Source organism: Ruegeria sp. AE4, from assembly GCF_056542185.1.
This window is the reverse complement of the sequence record NZ_JBQFZK010000017.1, coordinates 1-26005: the sequence shown is the minus strand read 5'-3', so window position 1 is coordinate 26005 and position 26005 is coordinate 1. Positions and strand designations below refer to the sequence as shown.

Below are 26005 nucleotides of genomic sequence, written 5' to 3'. Positions count from 1 at the left end.
GGTCAGCTCTTGCCCCGAGGCGGTTGCGGCATCAGGAAATGCCCGGAGGCCTGCGCAAACAGTTTCGCATGATTGTCCTGCCAGGCTTCAACCCGTACCGAGGCGTAACGCCGCCCGGACCGGCTGATAAACGCCCTCGCATAGGCGTCTCGCGGCAAGCCCGAACGCAGATAGTCGACGGTAAAGTCGATTGTCTTGGGAAACCGGATGCTTTCGTCTGACACGATTGCCTCTGCATCGATCTCTCCGCTTTCAATACTTGGGAACATGTGTTCCCAGCTCAGCGTGATAACGGCTGTTACCTCCAAAAAGGCAGCGGTCACGCCGCCATGAATTGCAGGCAGAAACGGATTGCCGATCAGCTTGTCATCGAAATTCAAAACGCCGGTCAGCTCATCCCCGCGCCTGTCAAAACTGATGTTCAGGAAACGTATATACGGTACGCCGTCGACAAGCGCACGCAGGGCTGCATCGCGGCGCTGCTTGACCACCTGCATCGGCTCGGGACGAGGTCTTGGCATATTACTTCCCTTCAACCGTAAAGGACCCTGAGGCTGTCGCCACCGGCAGGTCCGTGTCGTTGTCCATTGCGGTGGCCCGCACGAAGGCAACGTTTCGCGTGATATGGTGACAGACGGCATGTGCAGTAATCGTCTGACCTGGCGTCGCCGCGCGCATATAGTCTATCCGCAGATCGATTGTTGCGGTTCCTCCGGGGGCCGATGGGTGGCTCATCACCGCAGCGCCACAACAGGTGTCCAGAATCGTGGATATCGCGCCCCCATGAATCACCCCTGTACGCGGATCCCCGATCAGGTCTTTGTTGTAGGGCAGAGTTATCTCTGCCTCACCCTCGCCGATCTGCGTGAGCGTAAGGTTCAATGCCCGCGCATGGGGGATCGCCTCGATAAACTGGCGGGCTAAAACTGTCTTATCGACCATAAGTATGCGTCCTGTTCTCTGCACCGCCTTTATGAGCCGGTGTTCCGGTAAAGAGCAAGCCTACCTGTTGCGCTTGGGATCGGGACCGCCTAGGTTGCTGACGAGGAGACCGGGAATGTCCAACAACCGTTTGTCATTCAAAGAAATGTGCGCCGAGTTTGACGTGACGCCGCGCACCCTGCGCTACTACGAATATATCGAGCTTTTGCAACCGGACCGCGAAGGGCGTTCGCGCTTTTACGGGCCCCGGGAATGCGCGCGGATGAAACTGATCATGCGCGGCCGAAAGTTTGGTTTTCCTCTAGAAGAGATTCGCCAATGGCTACTGATCTATGAAGATCAGGGAAACGAGGCCCAGATGGCCACCTTTGTCGAAATGGCGGACCGCCAGATGAGTGAGCTTCAGCAGCAGCGACAGCAACTGGATGAGGCAATGGACGAACTCAAAAGCCTGCGCGACCAAACGGCCAAGTCGCTGGAATAACCTTTTCCGATATTTCATAATCAAGCATTGCAGGTGGCAGAACCTGTCGAAACCGGTGCGCATCCCCTTCAAGGCACCCGTTTATTCATGCCGGAAATCAGTTGACGTAACGGTAACAAAATTACGCCGAAAGCCCCTTACGTGCACGGATGTTACGTCAACTTCAAAGTGACGCAGCGTCTGGATTACGTAAACGTCACTCACATGTTGTAAAGCACCCACCAACTGCGCAACTCATGTTTCATGACGCCAGTGACGAGAGTATGACGAATGACCGAAGATGTGATGACCATCCGCGAGATGTGCGAGACCTATGATGTCACACCACGCACCTTGCGGTTCTATGAGGCAAAGGAACTACTGTTCCCGATCCGCGAAGGCCAAAAACGTCTGTTCACCAAACGTGACCGGGCGCGGCTGAAGCTGATCCTGCGCGGCAAAAGATTCGGGTTCAGCCTCGAGGAAATTCGACAGCTGCTGGATCTCTACCATGTGGGCGATCAACAGGTCACCCAGATGAATCGCACATATGAAATCGCGTGCGAGCGTCTGGCTGACATGGAATCGCGCCGCGAAGAGCTGACGCAGGCCATCGACGATCTGAAAGAGCAGTTGCGCTGGGGCGAGAAAGTCATCGCCTCGATGAAACAGGAAAAGAAGGCGGCCGAGTAACCTCGCCCTGCCTTCCGGACATATGAATTAAGGGAGCTTCACATGCCCGTTTACAACGCGCCAACCAAAGACATGCAGTTCATTCTGCACGATGTTCTGAAAGTCTCGCAGTCGGACATCCCCGGCTATGACGAACTGGAGCCCGAATTCACCGGCGCAGTTCTGGAAGAAGCAGGCAAGGTTGCCACCAACGTCCTGCATCCTTTGAACGTTGTTGGTGACACCGAAGGGTGCCGGTTGGAAAACGGCATTGTGTACACCCCTACCGGGTTCAAAGACGCCTTCGAGCAGATGAAGGAAGGTGGCTGGACTGGCCTCGACATGCCGGAAGAGTATGGTGGCCAGAACATGCCTTACGTGATCGGCACAGCCGTGGGTGAGATGTTCTCGGGCTCCAACCAGGCTTTCACCATGTATCAGGGCCTGACCCATGGCGCAGCCTCGGCCATTCTGGCGCACGGAACAGACGAGCAGAAGAACAAATACCTGCCCAACATGGTCAGCTGTGAATGGACCGGCACCATGAACCTGACCGAACCGCATTGTGGCACCGATCTGGGCCTGATGCGCACCAAAGCAGAACCGCAGGGTGACGGCAGCTACAAGATCTCCGGCCAGAAGATCTTTATCTCGGCTGGCGACCACGACATGGCAAACAACATCGTCCATCTGGTGCTGGCCAAGATCTCGGGTGGCCCCGAGGGCATCAAAGGCGTGTCGCTGTTCATTGTGCCCAAGTTCATTGTGAACGAAGACGGCAGCCTGGGCGAGCGCAACGGCGTATCGGTCGGCAAGATCGAAGAGAAAATGGGTATCCACGGCAACTCGACCTGCGTCATGAACTATGACGAAGCCACCGGCTGGCTGCTGGGCGAAGAGCACAAGGGCATGCGCGCCATGTTCACCATGATGAACGAAGCGCGTCTGGGGGTGGGCATGCAGGGCCTGTCGCAAGCCGAAGCGGCCTATCAGAATGCTCTGGAATACGCCAAGGACCGTTTGCAGGGTCGCGATGTGACCGGTGTCAAGAACCCGGATGGTCCGGCCGATCCTCTGATCGTGCATCCTGATATCCGTCGCAACCTGATGGATCAGAAAAGCTTTACCGAAGGCGCGCGCGCGTTCATCCTTTGGGGCGCGACCATGATCGACAAGGCGCACCGCGCGGGAGACAAGGATGCGGACGGGCTGATCTCGCTGCTGACCCCGGTCATCAAAGGCTTCCTGACCGACGAAGGCTACGACATGACCGTTCAGGCGCAGCAGGTCTATGGTGGCCATGGCTACATCGAAGAATGGGGCATGTCGCAATATACCCGCGACGCCCGCATCGCGATGATCTACGAAGGTGCAAATGGCGTTCAGGCGCTTGATCTTGTGGGTCGCAAGCTGGCGCAGGATGGCGGCAAGCACGTCATGGCGTTCTTCGAGATGGTCAAAACCTTCTGCAAGGAAAACGCGGGCCAGAACGAAGCATACGACAAGGCGTTCATCGAACCGCTGAAAGCCGCATCCAAGGATCTTCAGGCCGCTGGCATGTATTTCATGCAGGAAGGCATGAAGAACCCGAATAACGCATTGTCCGGTTCCTATGACTTTATGCACATGTTCGGCCATGTTTGCCTGGGCCTGATGTGGGCGCAAATGGCGAAAGCGGCTCAGGAAGCGCTGGATGGTGGAGCCTCGGACAAAGAATTCTACGAGGCCAAGATTGCCACCGGCCGTTTCTACATGGCCCGCCGCCTGCCCGCGACAGCGATGCATCTGGCGCGAATCCAGACCGGCGCGGACACGGTAATGGCACTGGACGCGGCGAACTTCTGATCTCAGTCTGGGTCCGGGCAACACCGCCCGGACCCAGCTTACCGGAGGAGACCAAATGCCAAAACGTTTTCGCCTGACCCGCCGCTTTCCGGTTGCGATGACTGAAGATGGGTATCGCAAACTCAAAGCGTTCGCGCGTGATGCCGGTCTGGACGAAGGTGAGGCGCTGTCTTTCTTGTTCGAGAATTTCAACAGCGTGATTGATGAGGAGAACCTGACCCACCGCCTGCGCATCTTCAATTCCGAACTTGAGGCACGGAAGAGGTGAACTGCTGCGGAGAAAACTCAACGGCGACTTTAATTTGAATGCCGGACGCCTCCGGCGGGAGTATTTGTGAAAAGATGAAGCGGCGATGCGTCCCTGCCACCGGGCACACTCGCCATCAGGACAGGAACGACTTCACCTTTTGCGGTCATCGGCTCTCCAGCCTGTACCGCACGACCACTGAATACGAAGATGGTTGATGAAACGTTACCTACTGCCCTTCATCTTTTCAAAAATACTCAAATCCGGCCTAGCCACATGCGCCTTGGGAGGGGCGAGCACATGACCATCAAACTTCATTGCTTCGGAGAAAGTGGAAACAGCTACAAGGCTGCTTTGGCTCTGGAAATGTCCGGTTTGGAGTGGGAACCGGTCTTTGTCGATTTCTTCAAAGGTGTAACCCGCACGCCGGAATATCGTGCTGACGTAAACGAGTTGGGTGAAGCACCAGTTCTGGTCGATGGAGATTTTCACACCAGCCAATCCGGTGCGATTCAGGCCTATGTCACGGAGAAATCCGGCAAGTTCGGTGGCAAGGACCGGGAAGAAGACTACGATATTCTGCGTTGGGTTTTGTGGGACAATCACAAACTCAGCTCAATGGCAGGTTTGACGCGGTTCCTGATCAATTTCCTACCCGTGCAGCACCGCAACCCTGATGTCATTGCATTCAATAAAGGACGTTTGAAGGCGGCTTATGAAATCCTGAACAACCACCTGGACGGCCGCGACTGGATCGTTGGTGATGGTGTGACCAACGCCGACCTTAGCTGCTGCGGCTATCTGTATTACCCTGAACCATTCGGTTTTGACCGTGCCGACTGGCCCCATATCGACGCCTGGCTGACCCGCTTGTCCGAACAGCCCGGTTGGAAGCACCCCTATGACCTGATGCCCGGCAACCCGTCGGATCGAGCTTGAGGAGAAAACCCATGACCGAAGCCTATATCTATGACGCCCTGCGCACGCCGCGCGGCAAGGGCCGCAAGGATGGCAGCCTGCACGAGGTAACCTCGGTGCGCCTGTCCGCCCTGACCCTGAACGCGGTGAAAGAGCGCAACAACCTGGAAGGTCACGCCGTCGAAGACGTGATCTGGGGAAACGTCACGCAAGTGATGGAGCAAGGCGGCTGTCTTGCGCGCTCGGCCGTTCTGGCATCCGACCTCGACCAGTCGATCCCGGGTCTCGCGATCAACCGTTTCTGCGCCTCGGGCATGGAGGCCGTAAACCTGGCCGCAAACCAGGTGAAAGGCGGCGCGGGCGATGCCTATATTGCGGGCGGTGTCGAGATGATGGGTCGCGTGGCCATGGGCAGCGACGGTGCAGCAATCGCTGTTGACCCCTCGCTGGCGATGGAGACCTATTTCGTGCCTCAGGGCATCTCGGCCGACATCATCGCGACCGAGTATGGCTTTACCCGTGATGACGCGGATGCGCTGGCGGTTGAATCGCAAAGACGTGCTGCGGAAGCCTGGGCCGACAACCGGTTCGAGAAATCCGTGATCACCGTCAAGGATCAGAACGGCCTGACCATTCTTGACCGCGACGAATACATGCGCCCCGGCACTGACATGCAGAGCCTCGGTGCGCTTAACCCGTCATTCGCTATGATGGGCGAACAGATGCCTGGCTTCGACAAGGTTGCGATGCTGAAATACCCCCATCTTGAGCGCGTGAACCACATCCACCACGCCGGCAACAGCTCGGGCATCGTGGACGGAGCCGCTGCTGTTCTGATCGGCAACAAGGAATTTGGCGAGAAATACGGCCTCAAGCCGCGTGCCCGCATCAAAGCAACCGCCAAGATTGGCACTGATCCGACCATCATGCTGACTGGCCCGGTTCCGGTGACCGAGAAGATTTTGGCCGACAATGGCATGAAGATCAGCGATCTGGACCTGTTTGAAGTGAACGAAGCTTTCGCCTCGGTCGTGCTGCGGTTCCAGCAGGCATTTGATGTCGATCCCGCACTGGTCAACGTCAACGGTGGCTCGATCGCGATGGGTCACCCGCTGGGTGCCACGGGTGCGATGATTATCGGTACGCTGCTGGATGAACTTGAGCGTCAGGACAAGGAAACCGGTCTGGCCACGCTTTGCATTGCATCCGGCATGGGTGCGGCTACCATTATCGAGCGTGTCTGATGCCTAAGCTGGATCTTTCTCAGATCCCGTTTCAGGGCGGCTCGGCCTATCCCGGCAAGCTGGCCGAAGCGACCACAGGTCGCTTTGCGCAGCGCGTGGGCGATGCGGGCGGGCTGACCCAATACGGGGTCAACATCGTGCGGCTGGATCCGCAGGGCCTGTCATCGCTGCGCCATTACCACATGAAGCAGGACGAGTTTGCCATAATCCTCAGCGGCTCGTGCACGCTGGTCGATGATGATGGCGAGCACGAGATGCAGCCCGGCGATTGCGCCGCCTGGCCCGCAGGTGAGGCCAACGGCCATCACCTTGTGAACAACACCGATGCGCCCATGACCTTTCTGGTGGTGGGCACACGGACCCCGACCGAGACCGGCTATTACAGCGACATGGACATGATGGTGAAGGTTGATGAGAACGGATTCTCCTTCACCCGCAAGGATGGCAGCCCGCTGACGGCTGACCAGATTGGAGATGACAATGACTGATTTCACTCTGAGCAAAGACGCAGACGGCGTCGCCACGATCACCTGGGACGTGCCCGGGAAGACCATGAACGTGATGTCCTTTGACGGGCTGGCAGAATTGAGCGATTGCATCGATCAGGCGCTGGCCGACGATGAGGTGAAAGGCATCATTGTTACTTCGGGCAAAGAAGGGTCATTTGCAGGCGGCATGGACCTGAACCTGCTGGCGGTGATGAAAGAACAGGCGGGCGACAATCCAGCCAAGGGTCTGTTCGAGGGCACGATGAAAATGCACGCCCTGCTGCGCAAGATCGAACTGGCGGGTATGGACCCCAAGACCAAGAAAGGCGGCAAGCCGATTGCTACCGTTCTGCCCGGGACCGCTGCGGGCATCGGTATGGAACTGCCCCTGTCTACCCATCGTATCTTTGCAGCCGAAAACCCAAAGGCAAAGTACGGCCTGCCCGAGATCATGGTCGGCATCTTCCCTGGCGCGGGCGGCACCACCCGTATGGTCCGCAAAGTTGGCGCCATTGCGGCGGCTCCGCTGTTGCTGGAAGGCAAAATGCTGGACGTCAAGAAAGCCAAGGGCGCAGGCTATATCGACGAAATCGCAGCCGATCCAATGGCAGCAGCCAGGGAATGGGTGCTGAGCGCCAAGGACGCCGATCTGGTCAAGCCTTGGGACGCGAAGGGTTATAAAATGCCCGGTGGCGCCCCCTATCATCCCGCAGGCTTCATGAACTTCGTTGGCGCGTCGGCGATGGTGAATGGCAAAACCCAAGGGGCCTTCCCGGCGGCCAAGGCTCTGCTGAGCGCGGTTTACGAAGGCGCTCTGGTCGATTTCGACACCGCGCTGAAAATCGAAGCGCGCTGGTTCACGTCCGTGCTGATGAACCCGTCGTCTGGTGCGATGATCCGATCGCTGTTCCTGAACAAGGAAGCACTGGAAAAAGGTGCCGTGCGTCCTGCAGGCGTTCCGGATCAGTCCGTCAAGAAGATCGGCGTTCTGGGCGCAGGCATGATGGGGGCTGGTATCGCTCTGGTATCGGCGCAGGCCGGTATGGAAGTGGTTCTGATCGACCGCGATCAGGAGGCTGCCGACAAAGGCAAAGCCTATACCGAGACCTATCTGGACAAAGGCATGAAGCGCGGCAAGGTCACGGCTGAGAAAAAAGAGGCCATGCTGGGTCGCATCACCGCGACGCCGGATCTGGACAACCTGAAAGGGTGTGACCTGATCATCGAAGCGGTCTTTGAAGACATGGGCGTCAAGGCTGAGATGACCAAGAAGGTCGAGGCGATCATCCCCGAAGACTGTATCTTTGCGTCGAATACCTCAACCTTGCCGATCAGCGATCTGGCCAAAGCCTCGGTACGGGCTGACCAATTCATCGGCATTCACTTCTTCTCACCGGTCGAAAAGATGTTCCTGGTCGAGATCATCAAGGGCAAGGAAACCGGGGATCGTGCAGTGGCCAAGGCGCTGGACTATGTGCGTCAGATCCGCAAGACCCCGATCGTGGTCAACGATGCGCGTTTCTTCTACGCAAACCGCTGCATCATTCCATACATTAACGAAGGTGCGCGCATGGTCACTGAAGGCGTCAGCCCCATTTTGATCGACAACGCCGCGCGGCAATTGGGTTTCCCGGTCGGCCCGATCCAGCTGACCGACGAAACCTCGATTGATCTGGGTGCCAAGATCGCCCGCGCGACAAAGGCGGCGATGGGCGATGCCTATCCGGAAAGCCCCTCGGACGATCTGATCTTCTGGATGGAGGAACAGGGCCGTCTGGGTCGCAAGGCAAATGCCGGATTCTTCGACTATGACGAGAAGGGCAAGCGCGTCGAATACTGGAAGGGCCTGCAAGAGAAGTATCCGCTTGCCGATGACCAGCCTGACCTGATCGAAGTGCAGGAACGTCTGATGTTTGCTCAGGTTCTGGAAGCCGTCCGCGCACTGGAAGAGGGTGTTCTGGAAGACATTCGCGAGGGCGATGTCGGTGCAATTCTGGGCTGGGGCTTTGCCCCGTGGTCGGGTGGTCCGTTCAGCTGGCTGGACATCATCGGCACACCCTATGCGGCCGAGCGTTGTGATCAATTGGCCGAGACATACGGTGAACGCTTTGCCTGCCCGCCACTGCTGCGCGAGATGGCAGAAAAAGGTCAGAGCTTCTACGGTCGCTTCAACCCCGAAGCAAAGGCCGCTTAATCCAATGATGCGGGCGCATGTCACCATGCGCCCGCATCGTTCTTGTCAGTGTTTGGTTAGATCTGCCATTCGGGCCGCAGGAACAGAACCGGCGCGCTTGGGCGTCCCGGTCGACCCGGTCGCCTGACCCCAAATGGCGGGCGGATCGGAAATATCGGTTCCTGGGGAATGGGTGCAGGCAGCGCACCCAATGGGTTGGCAAGGGCCGACATATCACCCCTGCTTATAAGTGTATGGATCAGGTCGGAGGCGACCTCTTCGGTCGCGACTTCATACCGTGTTCCTGTCGTTGCGCCGCGCATATTGAAGCGACCGGACGCGCAATAAGCCTGCAATCCGCCTTCGACAAAGATCACCTGATCATCATCAAAAAACAGGGAAAACACTTCAAAAGACGACCCCGGTGCCTGTGACGTCAGGCGACCGGCACCGTTCAGCAAACGCGCGGGCACCACCGAAGGCGCATCGGCCGTGACATTGATCCGGGACAGGTTCAGCGCCATGCCCTGTTCGGGCATCAACCAGACAGGTCGCCCGTTATATACGGCGCGGGCAGGCACGAGGACCGGCAGGAATTCGACCCGGCGTTCATCGGCCGGAATGACGACAACGCTTATCGAGATGCGCCGCACCTCTTTGAACCCGTGATCGAGGGTTCGAACCAAATCACCTACCGTGATCCGTTCGACCGGCTTCCACCCGGCAGTCGTGGCGATCTTGGTGCCGTGCAAAAACCCGCCACGGCGCGCATTTACCGCCTGTTTTGTGTTGGTTCGATCAACTTCTGGCAGCTGATCCAGATAAACAGAAATACTAGTTACTTCGGACACGTGCCCTACCCCCTTTTGGCACAAAACGGTTATGCCAATGAGCTAACACCAAAAATTCGGCCCGTCACATTTCAGACATATTTGCGCCCAATTTTGACCAATTCCGCGTAATTGCCGATGGTTTTCGTGGACACTCCAGGACTCTCATCCGACATTTTTGCCATTTCTGAAACGAATGCCTTTTGTCGATCCACCGAATCCACGGCGTTTCACCGGATACGGAAGTAACGAAACGGTGTGGCTTAGGCGTGCATACGACCCAATAGCGTCAGGCGACTTTTTGCTGTTCAGAGGATCGGCTGGCGCGCCACCCCAGCAACAGACCCGCTGCCGCAATCATAAGGATGCCCGAAATCTGAAAGGCGCCAATGGTTTGCCCAAAGGCCACAAAAGCGAAAAGCGGGCCGAAGATCATAACAGAATACTCGAACACCGCCACATAAGACGGCTCGCCCACTTGATATGCCTTGATCAGCATGAAAACCGCGATTGTTGAACCGACAGCCTGAGTAACCAACCACGGTATGGCTGGCCCCATATCCCAGACCCACCCACGCGTAACAAACCCCTCGGCACCGTCTGCCGTAACAACCGGCGCGATTGTCAGGAACGTGACCCCCAACGCCCCGGCCAGACCCATTGTTATGACCATGACAGCCAGCATGGCCACAGTGCTTTCCTGAGAACAATGCGTACGCGTTAGGATCGAACTGAAGGCATAGAAAAACCCTGCGGCCACAGGCACTAACGTGCGCAGGTCGAAATCGCTGGGGTTTGGCTGCAACACCAGAAGGATGCCGGTAAATCCAATCAGCACGGCCAGTATGCGCCACGGCCCTATCGATTGTCGGAGCACCAGAGAGGAGATCAGCAGCACGAAAATCGGTGAGGTGAACAACCCTGCCAGCGCCTGTGCAATTGGCATCATGGCAAGGGATGCAAAATAGAACAACATTGCCATGGTAATCAAAACGCTGCGCAAGATGACAGGGACCCACCGCACGGGCCTCAACCTGCCCAGCCCCAGAAACGACAGGCCGACGATCAGCGGCAGCATCAAAAGCGCACGGGTCAGATGGAACTGCCACAGCCCGACGGTTTCAGCCAAAAGGATCACAACATTGTCGATAACGCCGACAATTGCCATCGCACTGACCATCAGGGCCGAAGCCAGCACAGCAGAAGATGAGGAATGCGCCTGCATGAAGTCGTGTCCGGATTGTGATCTTGGACCGACAGTCTCGATCCTTTCGGGTATCCAGCACAATTCGCAATGACTGCGCAACAGGTTTGCGCCCTGCGATTTCACCATGCTAAGCTGCAGCAAAACAAATTCGAGCAGACCCACCCAGATGACGGCCCTGAAACAGTACCAGCGGATCGAAGCCACCGGTCTGTGGCGCCCCTCGCCCGATGAACAGCGGCGCGAGGTTGTGGTGTCTATCGGTGAAGCCACCCTGACCATTTCCGATTTCAATGACAGGGCGCTGACCCACTGGTCGCTGGCAGCACTTGAACGCCAGAACCCTGGTTCCTTTCCGGCCATATTCAACCCGGACGGTGATCCGGATGAAACGCTTGAGCTGGCCGAATCCGAAACCACGATGCTTGAAGCGATCGACCGATTGCAGCGCGCTATTGATCGGTCCCGCCCCCACCCGGGGCGTTTGCGCTGGCTGAGTGTCGGAGGCGTCGTGGCCGCCGTGCTGGCCCTGTTGCTGTTCTGGCTGCCGGGTGCACTGCAAAACCACGTTGTCTCGGTCGTGCCCCAGGTCAAGCGGCAAGAGATCGGCGATATGATCCTGCATCGGATCGAGCGCGTCTCGGGCCAGGCCTGTACGTCGCGGGATGCACGGGATTCACTGGAACAATTGGCCCGGCGCACGGGCGTACGGCAGATCATCATTCTGCCAGCAGGCGTTCAGGACAGCCTCAGCCTGCCTGGCGGCACGGTCCTGCTAAGCCGTGCTTTGGTAGAAGATTACGAAGATCCTGCCGTTGCAGCGGGCTATGTGATTGCGGAACGGGCGCGGGCCGCGCATTGGGACCCGCTGGATGACCTTCTGGACAGAACCGGCGCGACCTCGGCCTTCAGGCTGCTGACAACCGGTGGGCTGACGCCCGAGATTATCGACACATATACCGAGCAGGTCCTGTCACAGCCTCGTCCGGCCATTTCTGACGACGACTTGCTGGCGATGTTCTCGCAAAGCGCGCTTCCCTCAACCCCCTACGCCTATGCCCGTGATGTGACCGGCGAAACCGTTCTTGGCCTGATCGAAGCGGATCCGATGGCGGGAAGGGCACTGGAACAGGTGCTGCCGGACCGCGACTGGGTCCGGCTACAGAATATTTGCGGCGAATAAACCGGATCACTTGGTTCCGAACATCCGGTCACCGGCATCCCCCAGACCGGGCATGATGTAACCTTTCGAGTTCAACTCGCGGTCCAGCGCTGCCGTGACGATACGCACGTCAGGGTGTGCTTCCTTCATCTGCGCGACACCTTCGGGTGCCGCCAACAGGCACAGAAAGCGAATATCCGTCGCCCCGGCCTCTTTCAGCAGGTCAATGGCCGCGGCCGAGCTGTTGCCGGTCGCCAGCATCGGATCCACCGCAATGACCAAACGGTCCTTCAGGCTCTCTGGCGCTTTGAAATAATACTGCACGGGTTTCAGCGTTTCTTCGTCGCGATACAGCCCCACGAAACCGACGCGTGCTGAAGGTACAAGTTCCAGCACCCCGTCCAGCATCCCGTTTCCGGCGCGCAGGATTGACACCAGCGCCATTTTCTTACCTGCCAGTATGGGGGCGTCCATTTCTTCCATCGGCGTTTCGATATTGCGCGTTGTAAGGGGAATGTCGCGCGTGACCTCGTAGGCCAGCAGCAATGTGATTTCACGCAACAACTGCCGGAATCCGGCGGTCGAGGTGCCCTTGTCCCGCATGAGCGTCAGCTTGTGTTGCACCAGCGGGTGATCGACGACAGTAAGGTGTTCGCTCATGTGTTCTCCAGTCTTTTCTTGACCCGCGCGCGGGTGTCATCATCACAGAAGGCCGCGTTCAGGGCCATCTCATTCAATGCCGCAAAATCCCCGGCCTCCCAGCCGAAAGCCGCGTTCAACATCTCATATTCCCGCCGCATGGTCGTGTGAAAAAACGGAGGATCGTCGGTGGAAATCGTAACCTTTACGCCCGCATCGCGCAGTTTCGCGATGGGGTGGGCAGCAAAATCAGGGAAAAGACCCAGAACCACATTCGAACCCGGACACACCTCAAGCGTGATTTCCCGGTCAACCAGTTCACGAACAAGATCAAGGTCTTCGATGGCGCGGACGCCGTGCCCAATACGCTCAACCCCCAGATCGCGCACAGCGTCGCGAACACTGTCAGGGCCACCAAACTCACCTGCATGCGTGGTCAGGCGCAGCCCGGCTTCGCGGGCGCAATCGAAAGACCATTTGAAGTCGCCCTGCGTGCCAATGGCTTCGTTGCCGCCCATGCCGAAACCGGTGATCCAGTTTCCGGCGGTCTCGGCCGCACAATGGGCACTCCGCCTGGCTTGTTCGGGACCAAAATGGCGGACACAGGTAACGACACCGCGCAAGGTGATATCGAATTCACGCTCGGCTTCGTCTGCCGCATCCTGAATGGCATTCAGATAATCCCGCCACGCATGCAGGTCGCCACCGCCGCAAAAATCAGGGCTGAGGAAGGTCTCGGAATAAACCACGCCATTTTCAGCGCTTTCCTCAAGAATGGCCAATGTCAGCCGCCGGAAGTCTTCGGGCGTTTTCAGAACTTCACAAGCGGCTTCGTACACGCTCAGGAAATGCGCGAAATCACGAAAATCATAAGATCCGTCTGGCTTGAAGATACCGCTCAGGTCAACGCGTTTTTCGTGGGCAAGCTGGCGGATGAAAGCCGGAGGTGCCGCGCCTTCGTGGTGAAGATGCAGTTCAATTTTGGGCAGGTCTGCAACGCTCATAAAAAGTTCCTTCCCGGCCCTTGCGCCGGAATGTTCAGATGGTGGGCAATGCTGGCCGCGATATCGGTAAAATCTACTTGCCCGATTTGTCCGGCACCCTGTCCCGCAATCAGAACCGGAACCTGTTCACGGGTGTGATCTGTTCCGGTCCAGCTTGGGTCATTGCCATGATCAGCTGTTAACAGCAACAGATCGCCTGGTCGAAGTTTCTTCAGTATATCCCCGATCTCGCGGTCAAACCATTCCAACGCTCGGGCATAGCCGCTGATGTCGCGGCGATGCCCATAAAGGCTGTCAAATTCGACAAAGTTGGCGAAGGTCAGACTGCCCTCTTCCGCCTCGCCCACAAGATCAGACAGATGCTGCATCAGCTGGGCATCCGACCCTTTGCGCAGCGTGTCGATCCCCTGCATCGAGAAGATGTCGCCGATCTTGCCCACTGCATGAACCCGTCGCCCTGCATCCTGCACCCAGCTGGTCAGCACCGGTGCCGGGGGCAGAATGGCGAAATCCTTGCGATTGGTCGTCCGTTCGAACCCCGTCTCAGGCGTTCCGACAAAGGGGCGCGCGATGACACGCCCCACTCTCATCTGGTGCAATCGCGGAGCAAGCGCGCGGCACATGTCCAACAACCGCTCAAGCCCAAAGCTTTCCTCATGGGCCGCGATCTGAAACACACTGTCAGCGGATGTGTAGCAGATCGGCCAACCGGTGCGCATATGTTCGGCACCCAGTTCGGCTATGATCGCTGTCCCGGACGCGTGGCAGTCACCAAGAATGCCTTCGGTCCCAGCAGCTTCGGCTGCCGCGCGACTCAGTTCCGCTGGAAAAGCCGGAACCGTGTTTGGAAAGTAATGCCAATCCCAAGGCACCGGCAGGCCCGCCAGTTCCCAGTGGCCTGAGGGCGTGTCCTTACCCGGCGAATGCTCACGCGCGCAGCCCCATAGTCCAGCAGGTTCGGCATCGAGGCCCGGAGTGGCGTCTCCAGACGCCAGCCGCACAGCCGCGCCCAAACCCAGCGCGTCCAGGTTGGGCAGGTGCAACGGGCCGGTGCGCCCATCTAATGCGCGGCCTTCCGCGCAGGCTTGGGCGATATGGGCCAGCGTGTTTGCCCCGGCATCCGGAACATCACCGTTGAAAAACCGGTCTGCATCAGGTGCCCCGCCTATTCCGACGGAATCCATGACGACAAGAAACGCTCGGCTCATACGCTGATCCTTTCGTGGATCAGATCGGGCAGCTTTGGAACTGTATCGCTGATTGTCATCGCACTCAGCACAGTTTCCGCTGCCCGCCGTGCAGCGCCTTCCCGTGCAGCGTGGACCACGGCAATGGGTGAACCTTTTGAAACACGATCCCCCAGCCTGAGGATGTTGGATATTCCTACGGCCGGATCGATCTCATCACTTTCGACCTGGCGGCCGCCACCCAGCGCGACGACCGCAAGGCCCAGCGCCTCCCCGTCGATGGCGGAGATGTAACCGTCATTGGGGGCAGGAACCTCCTGAATAACGCTCGCCTCAGGCAGGAAACGGGTCCAGGTATCGACAAATTTCACAGGACCACCAACCGCTGCCATCATGCGGCCAAACCGTTCAGCAGCGCGACCGTCACGGACGATCCTGGCGATCTGCTCGCGCCCCTCCTCGACCGAGTTGCATATGCCTGCATCAGCCAGCAGGACGCCGCCCAACTCGGCAGAAATGTCCACTAGTGGCGAAGCGTCAGGACCGGTCAGAACCTTCATCACTTCCGCGACCTCCAGTGCATTGCCCAGCGCCGGGGCCAAAGGCTGGTTCATGTCCGTGATCACCGCCGAAGTCCGGCACCCGGCCGCGTTCGCTGTCTCGGTCAATGCTGTGGCCAGCTTACGGGCATCCTCAATTGTTTTCATAAAGGCACCGCTGCCGACCTTGACGTCAAGAACCAACGCATCCGGGCTGGCCGCCAGCTTTTTGGACAGGATCGACGCTGTGATCAAATCCAGACTTTCGACTGTTGCCGTTACATCCCGCACTGCATAAAGCCGCTTGTCCGCCGGTGCAATCTGGCCCGTCGCGCCAACGATGGCCGCGCCCGTTTCGCGCAATATCTGCGCAAGTCGGTCCTGACCGATCTGAGTGCTGACCCCCGGAATCGCCTCGAGCTTGTCCAATGTTCCACCCGTGTGCCCCAAACCCCGACCCGAGATCATCGGCACATAAGCACCACATTCCGCCAGCGCCGGAGCCAGCACAAGGCTGACGCAGTCCCCGACCCCACCGGTCGAGTGCTTGTCGATCACCGGCCCGTCCACATCCCAACCGAGAACATCGCCGCTATCGCGCATCGCAATCGTCAAGTCCGCACGCCCCTGAGGACCCAGCCCGCCCATACAGACGGCCATGGCAAACGCCCCGGCCTGCGCATCGCTGACGCTGCCGTCTGCCAACCCTTGCGCGAACCAGATAAGCTCGTCGCGGCCTGGGACTTCGTGCCTGCGCAGTTTGGCTATGATTGAACGGGCGTCCATGCGTTCAGACATCCTCCATGTGCGACGCGTCGAACGCACCCGGCAGCAAATCTCCGATGGTTGTCTCAAACTCCGCACCATCGACGGTTGCCAGAGTAACCTTTACATCGCGCTTGCCAAACTCGGCCAGCTTCTGACGGCATCCGCCGCAAGGCGGCACAGGCTGAGGGCTGGAGGCAACCACATAGACCTCGGTCAGTTCCTGCTCGCCCGCGGCCACCATAGCGGCAATTGCACCTGCTTCCGCGCAGGTCCCCTCGGGATAGGCCACATTCTCGACGTTGCACCCGGAAAAGACATGACCCGAAGAAGACCGAAGCGCTGCGCCAACTTTGAAGTTCGAATATGGCGCGTAGGCGTTTTCCCGGACAGACAAGGCAGCGTCTTTCAGCGACATGGCGATTCCTCATTTTTGATCATCTGGTCAGAAATTTGCACGCTAACGTATTAGGGCGGGGAATTTGAAGCCCCTGCCCCATGTTTTTCGCTTAACCCAGCGTTGTGTTGAAGGTACCGGGTAAGGTGACTTCCAACAATTCGATATTGTCTGTTGGGTCGGACAGCCGTGTGCGCATCCCAGGTGGAATGACAAAAGCATCCCCTTGCTCCAGCCGGTAGGGATCGCGCCCCTCTCCTTCCAGGGTGACCTCGCCGTCCATCACAAAGGTAAAGTGAATGTCGGTGTCATGGCTGGCCCATTCCGGATCACCCGATCCTTTGCGCACAACCTGCACCCCAGCGACACCCTTGGTGTTCTCGGCAATCGTGGTGTCGCGGCAGATGTACCCCGGCAGGCGGAAGGGCATCCACTCGGCACCCTTGGCCTGATTATAGACAAAGCGTTGCCCCTGCCATTCGCGGTCCGGGCGGATGTGCGGAGTGGGAAGTGTCATGTCATGGTCGATCTCTGTGACATGCTCAGCCGGCACTCCGATCTCAATGACCTGAACATTATCAGATGCTTCGAGAACGCGGTGCCGGATTTCCGGAGGTTGAATAAAGCAGTCCCCCGCTGTCAGACGCATTTTCTCGCCCTGATCCTCATAGACCACATCCACCCAGCCATGGATGCAAAAGATCAGCTGAAACCCGACCTTGTGAAAATGCACCATGTCCGGAACCGGTCCACCATCGGGAATGCGGATATGGCTGGCAATAATCGACCCGCCCAGCCGATCCGGGACCAGATCGCGATAGTGCATCCCGGCCCGGCCAATGATCCAGGGGGCCTGGTCCTTGAGCCTGCGCACGACAAAGGAATGCACGGTCTCTGGCATCACCAGTGGCGGATTTCGTTCTTCAATTTCGATTCGGGTGCCATTCGGGGCTACAAGAACGCGTTCACCACCCGCGAAATCAGACGGATCATCCGTCAGGATACGCAATGTTCCCGGACTTTCCGGTGCGTCTTTTTCAATGCGCAACCGCACGCCATACCCCGAAAACACCGCGACGCGCGGATCGTCAGCGGGATAAATCATGTCCATCTTCATCCCCAGTTTTTTTGTGTAAAAAGGGATGTCGTCGCGAATTTCCTGTGTGGGCAGGCGAATCTCAGCGTGCGTTTTCGCCAGATCGGATGTCTTGGTCATCAGTATTCTCTTCGAATTGCAACTTTGGCCATCCGATCAGAACAGAGGTCAAAATGCCAATCGAAAAGAACATCTCCGGCATTTCTTCCATAACGAAGAAGCGCATTTCAATAATCACAGGTAAAACTCCGCCGTTCAGCGTGATGAACTCGACCAAATCTGGGTGACGACAACCGCCCAACACCGCTGCAACCAACATCCAACCTAATGATCCCTCGTTCGTTACCAGCCGGGTCATCAGTTCTGAATGTCACAACGGCCTTGCCAGAGTGATCTTGGTCGTCACAATGTGAAAAGGCGAAAATGAACTCAGACAATATCAATCCGAATTCACGGTTGCGACATCACGCCAGAGTTACGTAGCGTAGCCAAGTCCAAAAAAATAGTTTAAGGCTAAATCAAATTCTCAATGGGAGCTGAATCGCCGATGTCTGACACCCCCAGCCTGCGACAAGCTGCGCTCGAATATCATGAATTTCCCAAACCCGGAAAGCTTGAGATCAAGGCTACCAAACCGATGGCCAACGGGCGCGATCTGGCCCGCGCCTATTCGCCCGGCGTGGCCGAGGCCAGCCTTGAAATCAAGGCCGATGCAGCCAATGCGGAACGTTACACGGCGCGCGGCAATCTTGTCGCCGTGGTTTCAAACGGCACCGCGGTGCTTGGCCTGGGGAATATCGGAGCACTCGCTTCGAAGCCGGTTATGGAAGGCAAGGCCGTCCTTTTCAAGAAATTCGCAGGTATTGACTGTTTTGATATCGAGGTCGATCAGCCCGATCCCGAAAAGCTTGCGGATATCGTCTGTGCCCTTGAACCAACATTTGGCGCCATTAACCTTGAAGACATCAAGGCCCCTGATTGCTTCATCGTCGAAAAGCTCTGCCGGGAGCGTATGAACATCCCGGTTTTCCATGACGACCAGCATGGAACCGCTATTGTGGTCGGTGCTGCGGCCAAGAATGCGCTGCATGTGGCCGGAAAGTCATTTGAGGACATCAAAGTCGTGTCGACCGGCGGCGGGGCTGCCGGGATCGCGTGCCTGACCATGCTGGTCAAGCTGGGTGTGAAGCGCGAAAACATATGGCTATGCGACATTCACGGGCTTGTCTACGAAGGACGGGCCGAGGATATGAACCCGCACAAGTCACAGTTCGAGCAGAAGTCGGATTTGCGGACGCTGGACGATGTGATTGGTGGGGCCGACCTGTTTCTGGGTCTCAGCGGCCCAAATGTTCTGAAGCCTGATATGGTCCGGAAAATGGCCAGCCGCCCGATCATCTTCGCCCTGGCCAACCCGACGCCGGAAATTCTGCCAGAGGACGCGCGCGCAGTAGCACCAGACGCAATCATCGCCACGGGTCGCAGTGATTTTCCCAATCAGGTCAACAACGTATTGTGCTTTCCGTTTATCTTCCGGGGTGCGCTGGATGTCGGCGCGACCGAGATCAATGACGCGATGCAGATTGCCTGCGTGGATGGTATTGCTGAGATGGCGCGCGCGACCACAAGCGCCGAGGCGGCGGCTGCCTATAAGGGCGAGCAACTGACCTTTGGTCCGGAGTACCTGATCCCAAAACCATTTGACCCACGTCTTGTGGGCGTGGTGTCATCGGCGGTTGCCAAGGCCGCCATGGAAAGCGGTGTCGCAAAACGCCCTATCGAGGACCTTGAAGCCTATAAGGAAAAGCTCAACCAGTCGGTCTTCAAATCAGCCCTTCTGATGCGTCCTGTGTTCGAGGCCGCGGCCGTCGCATCCCGTCGCATCGTTTTTGCCGAGGGTGAAGATGAAAGGGTTTTGAGGGCCGCGCAGGCCATTCTCGAAGAGACGACGGAAACGCCAATTCTGATTGGGCGACCCGATGTGATCGAGACCAGATGTGAAAAGCTGGGGCTGACCATTCGTCCGGGCAAGGACTGTCAGATCGTTAACCCGGAGAACGACCCGCGCTATTACGATTACTGGACTTCCTACCACCAAATCATGCAGCGCCGCGGTGTGACGCCAGATCTGGCCAAGGCGATCATGCGCACCAACACAACTGCCATTGGTGCGATCATGGTGCATCGTGGCGAAGCGGACAGCATGATCTGCGGCACATTTGGTGAATTCCGCTGGCACCTGAACTATGTCGAACAGGTGTTGGACGACAGCAAACTGCGCCCGCATGGTGCGTTGTCCCTGATGATCCTGGAAGATGGCCCCCTGTTCATTGCCGATACGCATGTCCGGCAATTGCCATCGCCGGAAGAACTGGCCGAAACCACCATTGGCGCCGCGCGACATGTTCGCCGGTTCGGGATCGAGCCCAAGATCGCCTTCTGTTCGCAGTCGCAATTCGGCAATCAGGCTGAAGGATCAGGCAAACGGCTGCGGGCGGCGCTGGAAATCCTTGATCGGCAGCCGCGCGATTTTGTCTACGAAGGCGAAATGAATCTGGATGCGGCTTTGGATGCAGACCTGCGGGCGCGTATCTTCCCAGCGTCGCGACTAGAGGGGGCGGCCAACGTTCTGATATTCGCCCACGCAGATGCTGCCAGTGGTGTACGCAATATTCTGAAGATGAAGGCGGACGGGATTGAAGTTGGCCCGATCCTGATGGGCATGGGCAACAAGGCCCATATTGTTACTCCATCCATCACCGCGCGCGGTCTGCTGAACATGGCGGCGATTGCAGGAACACCCGTGGCGCATTACGGTTAACCGGGGGCAGCCTTGCTGGCGCCCCTGCCAACAGGGGGGGGGAAGCGCATGAAAGGACATTGCCACTGCAACGCCGTGCATTGGGAAAGCGATGCCCAAGCCGCGTGGAGCTGTTATTGCCACTGTTCAGATTGCAGGCGAAACTGCGCCGCGCCGGTCACGGCTTTTTTCGGGCTGCCGCATGAGGCGGTCAGATGGTTGGGTCAGGCACCAAAGATCTATCGCTCATCGGAAGGGGTTGAACGTCTGTTTTGCGGCAAATGCGGAACCCAGATGGCCTATCGCACAGCGCGCGATACGGTGAACATTCATCTTTACACCGCAACGCTGGACAACCCCGAGACCCTGCCGCCACAGTTTCACGTGTTCCACGCCGACCACCTGCCCTGGCTGAACCTTCAGGACAAGCTGCCACGTTACGCCAAAACGGCTGGTTGAGCTGATTCCCGAAGGGGCGAAAAATTTGCACACGAAAGTTTGCAATTTTGCAAATATTTCCACTGTAGCGGCAAGAACTCTGCTAGAACTGTAATTTTGCAAAAATTTGCAAGTCATATTCCGCTGATCTGCAAATTTTTTGCGATAAACTGACGCGTCGTCATGCGTCGCGCTTGCTCGGTTGTTTTCCGCGACCTAACACAATGTCCAAGCCGTTGTGAGGAGGACAAGATGGCGTATCAGGACGTTTATGACAGCTGGAAAACTGACCCCGAAGCGTTCTGGATGAACGCTGCAAAAGGGATCGATTGGGTCAAGGCCCCCAGCAAAGCACTGTTCGACGACAATGCGCCCTTGTACGAATGGTTCAGCGACGCGCGGGTCAATACCTGCTGGAATGCCGTAGACCGTCATGTGGAAAACGGGCGCGGTGAACAAACCGCCATCATCTATGACAGCCCCATTACCCACACCAAGCGCGAGATATCCTATGTCGAGCTTCGCAACCGCGTGGCCACTCTGGCCGGCGCGCTGCGCGCAAAGGGTGTCGAGAAAGGCGACCGTGTCATTATCTACATGCCGATGATCCCCGAAGCGCTTGAGGCGATGCTGGCCTGTGCCCGCCTCGGCGCCGTGCATTCGGTCGTGTTCGGCGGGTTTGCCAGCAACGAACTGGCCGTGCGCATCGACGACGCCAAACCCAAAGCAATCATCGCCGCGTCCTGTGGGATGGAACCCGGTCGCGTGGTTCACTATAAGCCCCTGCTTGACGGTGCGATCGAGCTGGCCAACCACAAACCTGATTTTTGTGTGATCTTCCAGCGGGAACAAGAGGTCGCCCAGTTGATTGAAGGGCGCGATTTCAACTGGCATGGCTTCCAATACGGTGTCGAACCGGCTGAATGCGTGCCGGTTGATGGTAATGACCCGGCTTATATCCTGTACACCTCTGGCACTACGGGTGCACCCAAAGGGGTCGTGCGCCCCACTGCCGGACACCTTGTGGCACTGAACTGGACAATGAAGAATGTCTATAACGTCGATCCAGGCGACGTGTTCTGGGCAGCCTCCGATGTGGGCTGGGTCGTGGGGCACTCCTATATCTGCTACGCACCCCTAATCCACGGAAACACCACAATTGTGTTCGAGGGCAAGCCAGTCGGCACCCCGGATGCTGGCACCTTCTGGCGCGTGATCTCGGAACATAAGGTCAAAAGCTTCTTCACCGCACCTACGGCCATCCGCGCCGTCAAACGAGAAGACCCCAAGGGCGAATTGATCGGCAAATACGATCTGTCTCATCTACAGGCCCTCTATCTGGCAGGCGAACGCGCCGACCCTGACACAATTATCTGGGCACAAAACGCGCTGAAGGTTCCGGTGATCGACCATTGGTGGCAAACCGAAACCGGCTGGGCCATTGCCGGGAACCCGCTGGGTATCGAAGAGCTTCCGGTCAAGCTGGGCTCGCCCGCAAAACCGATGCCGGGTTATGACGTGCAAATTCTGGATGAAGGCGGTCACCCGATGAAGGCCGGTGAACTGGGTGCCATCGCGGTTAAATTGCCCCTGCCCCCAGGCACCTTGCCAACACTGTGGAATGCCGAAGCACGGTTCAAGAAATCTTATCTTGAACACTTCCCCGGATATTACGAAACCGGCGATGCCGGGATGATTGACGAAGACGGGTACCTCTACATCATGGCGCGCACCGATGACGTCATCAACGTTGCCGGCCATCGCTTGTCGACGGGCGGGATGGAAGAAGTGCTGGCTGCCCACCCCGATGTGGCTGAATGCGCGGTGATCGGAGTTTCGGACCAGCTGAAGGGGCAGATGCCGGTCGGCTTCCTGTGCCTGAATGCTGGTGCCACACGGGATCATGGCGATGTGGTTCAGGAAGTCGTCAAAATGGTTCGGGAGAAAATCGGGCCGGTGGCCGCCTTCAAACTGGCTGTTGTCGTCGACAGGTTACCCAAGACCCGTTCCGGTAAGATCCTGCGTGGTACGATGGTGTCGATTGCAGACGGTCAGGACTACAAAATGCCTGCAACAATTGATGATCCTGCCATCCTTGATGAGATCAAAGAAGCGTTGCAGACAATTGGTTACGCCAAGTAACCATCGGGTGGCACAGGCCGCCCATGTCATGTCCGCCCTTGCAACCTGAATCTGGGCCCCTACTGTCGCTGTAAGACAGTGAGGGCCCATGACACATACCGATATCTGGCGTCTCAGCGCCACAGAGCTGACCACCTTGACCCGACGCGGCGATCTGAGCGCGACCGAGGCGGTTCAGGCCTCGATTGATCGCATGGACGCGGTGAACCCCGCGCTGAACGCGGTCGTCGAAGACTTGCGCACCGAGGCCCTGGAACGCGCGCAGTCGCTAGATGCTGCACGGGGGCGTGGTCAGCCGACCGGCCCGCTGCATGGTGTTCCGGTAACAATCAAGGTGAATGTCGATCAGAAAGGCCACGCCACCACCAACGGTGTCATTGCGCTGAAGGACGTAATCGCTCCGGATGACGCGCCGGTGGTCAGCAACTTGCAAAAAGCGGGGGCCATTGTGATCGGGCGAACGAATACGCCCGAGTTTTCCTTCAGGGCCGACACCGACAACCCCCTGCATGGGCGCACGTTCAACCCGTGGGGACGGCACATTTCACCCGGGGGATCATCCGGTGGCGCTGCTGCCGCCGTGATGGCAGGTGTCGGTGCGCTGGCCCATGGCAACGATATTGGCGGCAGCCTGCGCTTTCCGGCAGCCGCCATCGGAGCGGTTACGGTGAAACCGGGGTTGGGACGCGTTCCCGCGTGGAACCCAAGTCAGAAGGCCGAACGCGGATTGCTGGCGCAATCAATGTCGGTTCAGGGCCTGATCACTCGGTCGGCTGCGGATCTACACCTGTCCATGCCCAGCCTGATCGCCACCGATGCGCGGGATCCGTTCCACGTACCAATGCCCTGGCGCGGTGAGCGTTTTGACCAGCCGATCAAGGTGGCATTCACCAAGAACACCTTCGGCTATGCGCTGCACCCCGAGGTCGAAAAAGCCCTCGACACTGCGCGCGATGCGCTGGTCGATGCAGGGTACGACGTTGAAGAGGTCGATCCACCCGATGTCTTTGAATGTGGCCGGATCGGGTACCGGACCTTGATGGGCGAAGTGCTGACCCTGATGAAATCTGACATTGAAGCCGCTGGTTCCAAAACCATCCGCGACATCTTTGACGTCTACTTTCAGGAATTCCCGCCCATCGTTGAAACAGAATTGGTCCGGATGCTGGCCAAGCGCAGCTATTATGCCCGTGAATGGTCCCTGTTTATGCAGGACTACCCGCTGGTCTTGTCCCCTTTCCTGCCACAGCCATTTTTCAAACCCGACCGGGACACCGAAGGCGCGGAAGGCGTGCATGATGTTCTGGGATGCGCTGTCTATTCCTATGCGATGAACTTTCTGGGACTGCCTGCAGCCTGCGTTCCGTCACGATTGGCCAACCTTCCCAAAGGGCCTCAACCTATCAATGTACAGATCGCGGCACAGCGCTGGCGCGAGGATTTGGCCGTGGATGCCGCCGCCGCGATAGAAGCTCGCGTGGGACAGATGTGTTTCCCGCTTTGGGATCACATGTAACAAAAAATAGACCCCGGGTCATTGTGCCCGGGGTCCAGCTGCTAAAATAAGCCCGGATTTCTGATGACGAGCGTAGCACCACCCACCCTCGCCAGCGCAAAATCTGCGCAACCATTCGAAAACACCGTTTAGGTGGCCACTCACTCCCACCTTGGCGTGTTCTCCGGACAAGTTCACATTAGCCAATCATTAAGGGAATTCCTGTGAACTGCTTCACACAGGCGTGAGAAAAATTTGGGGATGGCCTATTTTACGTGAATTGTTCGGATATTAGACGTTCTTCCAACCCATGGCCGGGGTCGAAAAGGATACGGTGCGCAATGGCTGGTTCCGACCTGATCTCAACCCAGTCGATATCCGGGAAAGAAACGGAATCGGCGGCCACGATGACCGGGCGCTTGTCAGCTTCGACCACATCGAACCTGACTTTCGCCATTTTCGGCAACAAGGCACCACGCCACCGCCGTGGGCGAAACGCTGCGATGGGTGTCAGGGCCAGAACGTCAGCACCAATCGGAACAATCGGCCCATGCGCGGAATAGTTATAGGCGGTCGATCCCGCAGGCGTGGCAAGCAATGCCCCGTCACAGACCAGTTCGGCCATGCGTACCCGGCCGTCTACGCTGATCTTGAGCCTTGCTGCCTGAGGACCGGCGCGTAGCAATGACACTTCGTTGATCGCCAGCGCCTCGTGCAGTTTTCCAGATTGGTCCATCGCTTGCATGGCCAACGGGTTGATAACCTCTTCCTCGGCATCCTCCAGCCGCGCCATCAGATCGTCTTCGTGATACTCATTCATCAGAAAGCCGATCGTGCCGCGATTCATCCCGTAAACCGGAGTATCGAGATGCTGCACATTGTACAAAGTGTGCAACATGAAGCCGTCGCCGCCCAATGCAACCACTACATCTGCGTCCCGAGGTGCCACATTACCATATTTGGTCACCAGGGTGTCACGCGCTGTTTGCGCCACTTTGACCTCACTGGCGAGAAAGGCGATTCTCTTTTTCATGTTTTGTGGTTTCCGGTGTTGCACATTTGGTTCCGAAACAAACATACCTTTCCCCAATAGGCCAGTCTTGACGCCGCAGCAGGCCAAATCGTCGCTTTAAGCCTTTTGCGAATGTGGCGTTTCCGATAGGAAATCCGCAAGATTTATACCCAGCCATGTGGAGCGCCAATGAACGCCAATCTTCGTGACACCGGATTTTTCACCCAGTCCTTGTCGGACCGCGATCCTGAGCTTTTTGGCTCGATCCGGTCTGAGCTGGGTCGTCAGCGCGACGAGATCGAG

Annotated in this window: 25 protein-coding genes; 13 read left to right on the top strand and 12 right to left on the bottom strand. The window is 57.7% G+C overall.

Going from position 1 to position 26005, the window contains the following annotated elements; all coding sequences use genetic code 11:
• Nucleotides 1-2: 2 nt before the first annotated feature.
• Together ACR0EK_RS16910 and ACR0EK_RS16905 are read right to left on the bottom strand one after the other, a co-directional pair.
• Complete coding sequence (locus ACR0EK_RS16910) at nucleotides 3-521, bottom strand: PaaI family thioesterase (RefSeq protein ID WP_267364663.1); 519 nt, start codon at nucleotides 519-521, stop codon at nucleotides 3-5.
• A gap of 1 nt (nucleotide 522) precedes the next feature.
• The gene (locus tag ACR0EK_RS16905) at nucleotides 523-942 is read right to left on the bottom strand and encodes a PaaI family thioesterase (RefSeq protein WP_209503260.1); all 420 of its coding nucleotides are present in this window, start codon (nucleotides 940-942) and stop codon (nucleotides 523-525) included.
• Nucleotides 943-1057: 115 nt separating this feature from the next.
• Between ACR0EK_RS16905 and ACR0EK_RS16900 the strand changes: the two genes are divergently transcribed.
• From ACR0EK_RS16900 to ACR0EK_RS16865, 8 genes are all read left to right on the top strand, one after another.
• Complete coding sequence (locus tag ACR0EK_RS16900; RefSeq protein WP_480485170.1) at nucleotides 1058-1426, top strand: MerR family transcriptional regulator; 369 nt, start codon at nucleotides 1058-1060, stop codon at nucleotides 1424-1426.
• Between the two features lie 270 nt (nucleotides 1427-1696).
• On the top strand, nucleotides 1697-2098 hold the full coding sequence (locus ACR0EK_RS16895) for a MerR family transcriptional regulator (protein ID WP_209503256.1): 402 nt from the start codon (nucleotides 1697-1699) through the stop codon (nucleotides 2096-2098).
• A 42-nt stretch (nucleotides 2099-2140) separates the two neighbouring features.
• Complete coding sequence (locus ACR0EK_RS16890; protein WP_480967962.1) at nucleotides 2141-3922, top strand: acyl-CoA dehydrogenase C-terminal domain-containing protein; 1782 nt, start codon at nucleotides 2141-2143, stop codon at nucleotides 3920-3922.
• Nucleotides 3923-3977: 55 nt separating this feature from the next.
• Nucleotides 3978-4190, top strand: a complete 213-nt coding sequence (locus tag ACR0EK_RS16885; protein WP_209503252.1) for a hypothetical protein — start codon at nucleotides 3978-3980, stop codon at nucleotides 4188-4190.
• 279 nt (nucleotides 4191-4469) lie between these two features.
• Nucleotides 4470-5108 carry a glutathione S-transferase family protein gene (locus ACR0EK_RS16880; protein ID WP_480546470.1) on the top strand — a complete coding sequence of 213 codons (639 nt, stop codon included), beginning with the start codon at nucleotides 4470-4472 and terminating at the stop codon, nucleotides 5106-5108.
• 11 nt (nucleotides 5109-5119) lie between these two features.
• Entirely contained in the window at nucleotides 5120-6331 is a 1212-nt protein-coding gene (locus ACR0EK_RS16875; protein WP_209503248.1) for an acetyl-CoA C-acetyltransferase, read from the top strand.
• Nucleotides 6331-6819 carry a cupin domain-containing protein gene (locus tag ACR0EK_RS16870; RefSeq protein ID WP_267364657.1) on the top strand — a complete coding sequence of 163 codons (489 nt, stop codon included), beginning with the start codon at nucleotides 6331-6333 and terminating at the stop codon, nucleotides 6817-6819. The genes ACR0EK_RS16875 and ACR0EK_RS16870 overlap by 1 nt, the downstream gene beginning before the upstream one ends.
• Nucleotides 6812-9013, top strand: a complete 2202-nt coding sequence (locus ACR0EK_RS16865) for a 3-hydroxyacyl-CoA dehydrogenase NAD-binding domain-containing protein (RefSeq protein ID WP_480558310.1) — start codon at nucleotides 6812-6814, stop codon at nucleotides 9011-9013. The genes ACR0EK_RS16870 and ACR0EK_RS16865 overlap by 8 nt, the downstream gene beginning before the upstream one ends.
• A 56-nt stretch (nucleotides 9014-9069) precedes the next feature.
• On the opposite strand, the gene ACR0EK_RS16860 is transcribed toward ACR0EK_RS16865, so the two are convergent.
• Entirely contained in the window at nucleotides 9070-9843 is a 774-nt protein-coding gene (locus ACR0EK_RS16860) for a Hint domain-containing protein (protein ID WP_480898037.1), read from the bottom strand.
• Between the two features lie 268 nt (nucleotides 9844-10111).
• Nucleotides 10112-11047, bottom strand: a complete 936-nt coding sequence (locus ACR0EK_RS16855) for a DMT family transporter (protein WP_480967961.1) — start codon at nucleotides 11045-11047, stop codon at nucleotides 10112-10114.
• A gap of 148 nt (nucleotides 11048-11195) precedes the next feature.
• Here ACR0EK_RS16855 and ACR0EK_RS16850 point away from each other — a divergent pair, with 148 nt between their 5' ends.
• Nucleotides 11196-12209 carry a hypothetical protein gene (locus tag ACR0EK_RS16850; RefSeq protein WP_267367575.1) on the top strand — a complete coding sequence of 338 codons (1014 nt, stop codon included), beginning with the start codon at nucleotides 11196-11198 and terminating at the stop codon, nucleotides 12207-12209.
• 6 nt (nucleotides 12210-12215) lie between these two features.
• Here ACR0EK_RS16850 and upp read toward each other — a convergent pair whose 3' ends face one another.
• The 7 genes from upp to ACR0EK_RS16815 form a co-directional block, all read right to left on the bottom strand.
• Entirely contained in the window at nucleotides 12216-12848 is a 633-nt protein-coding gene (upp, locus tag ACR0EK_RS16845) for a uracil phosphoribosyltransferase (protein ID WP_480967960.1), read from the bottom strand.
• Nucleotides 12845-13831 (bottom strand): adenosine deaminase, encoded by a 987-nt coding sequence (locus ACR0EK_RS16840; RefSeq protein ID WP_480967959.1) that lies wholly within the window; start codon nucleotides 13829-13831, stop codon nucleotides 12845-12847. Before ACR0EK_RS16840 ends, upp begins: the two co-directional genes overlap by 4 nt.
• Nucleotides 13828-15039 carry a phosphopentomutase gene (locus tag ACR0EK_RS16835; RefSeq protein ID WP_480967958.1) on the bottom strand — a complete coding sequence of 404 codons (1212 nt, stop codon included), beginning with the start codon at nucleotides 15037-15039 and terminating at the stop codon, nucleotides 13828-13830. The genes ACR0EK_RS16840 and ACR0EK_RS16835 overlap by 4 nt, the downstream gene beginning before the upstream one ends.
• Nucleotides 15036-16343, bottom strand: coding sequence for a thymidine phosphorylase (locus ACR0EK_RS16830; protein ID WP_480967957.1), 1308 nt, complete (start codon nucleotides 16341-16343; stop codon nucleotides 15036-15038). The genes ACR0EK_RS16835 and ACR0EK_RS16830 overlap by 4 nt, the downstream gene beginning before the upstream one ends.
• A gap of 4 nt (nucleotides 16344-16347) precedes the next feature.
• Nucleotides 16348-16740 (bottom strand): cytidine deaminase, encoded by a 393-nt coding sequence (locus ACR0EK_RS16825; protein ID WP_267365809.1) that lies wholly within the window; start codon nucleotides 16738-16740, stop codon nucleotides 16348-16350.
• Between the two features lie 91 nt (nucleotides 16741-16831).
• Nucleotides 16832-17935, bottom strand: a complete 1104-nt coding sequence (locus ACR0EK_RS16820; protein ID WP_480898027.1) for a cupin domain-containing protein — start codon at nucleotides 17933-17935, stop codon at nucleotides 16832-16834.
• A complete protein-coding gene (locus ACR0EK_RS16815) occupies nucleotides 17898-18173 on the bottom strand; it encodes a hypothetical protein (protein WP_267365812.1) in 276 nt (91 codons plus the stop codon). The genes ACR0EK_RS16820 and ACR0EK_RS16815 overlap by 38 nt, the downstream gene beginning before the upstream one ends.
• Before the next feature lie 189 nt (nucleotides 18174-18362).
• On the opposite strand from ACR0EK_RS16815, the gene ACR0EK_RS16810 reads away from it, so the two are divergent.
• The 4 genes from ACR0EK_RS16810 to ACR0EK_RS16795 all read left to right on the top strand — a co-directional run bounded on the left by ACR0EK_RS16810 (nucleotide 18363) and on the right by ACR0EK_RS16795 (nucleotide 24711).
• Entirely contained in the window at nucleotides 18363-20636 is a 2274-nt protein-coding gene (locus tag ACR0EK_RS16810; RefSeq protein WP_267365814.1) for an NADP-dependent malic enzyme, read from the top strand.
• Between the two features lie 48 nt (nucleotides 20637-20684).
• Entirely contained in the window at nucleotides 20685-21074 is a 390-nt protein-coding gene (locus ACR0EK_RS16805; protein WP_480898025.1) for a GFA family protein, read from the top strand.
• Between the two features lie 231 nt (nucleotides 21075-21305).
• Complete coding sequence (gene prpE, locus ACR0EK_RS16800; protein ID WP_480585192.1) at nucleotides 21306-23195, top strand: propionate-CoA ligase PrpE; 1890 nt, start codon at nucleotides 21306-21308, stop codon at nucleotides 23193-23195.
• An 88-nt stretch (nucleotides 23196-23283) separates the two neighbouring features.
• Nucleotides 23284-24711 (top strand): amidase family protein, encoded by a 1428-nt coding sequence (locus ACR0EK_RS16795; RefSeq protein ID WP_480484270.1) that lies wholly within the window; start codon nucleotides 23284-23286, stop codon nucleotides 24709-24711.
• A gap of 250 nt (nucleotides 24712-24961) precedes the next feature.
• Here ACR0EK_RS16795 and ACR0EK_RS16790 read toward each other — a convergent pair whose 3' ends face one another.
• Entirely contained in the window at nucleotides 24962-25768 is an 807-nt protein-coding gene (locus ACR0EK_RS16790; RefSeq protein WP_480484271.1) for an NAD kinase, read from the bottom strand.
• Nucleotides 25769-26005: the final 237 nt, after the last annotated feature.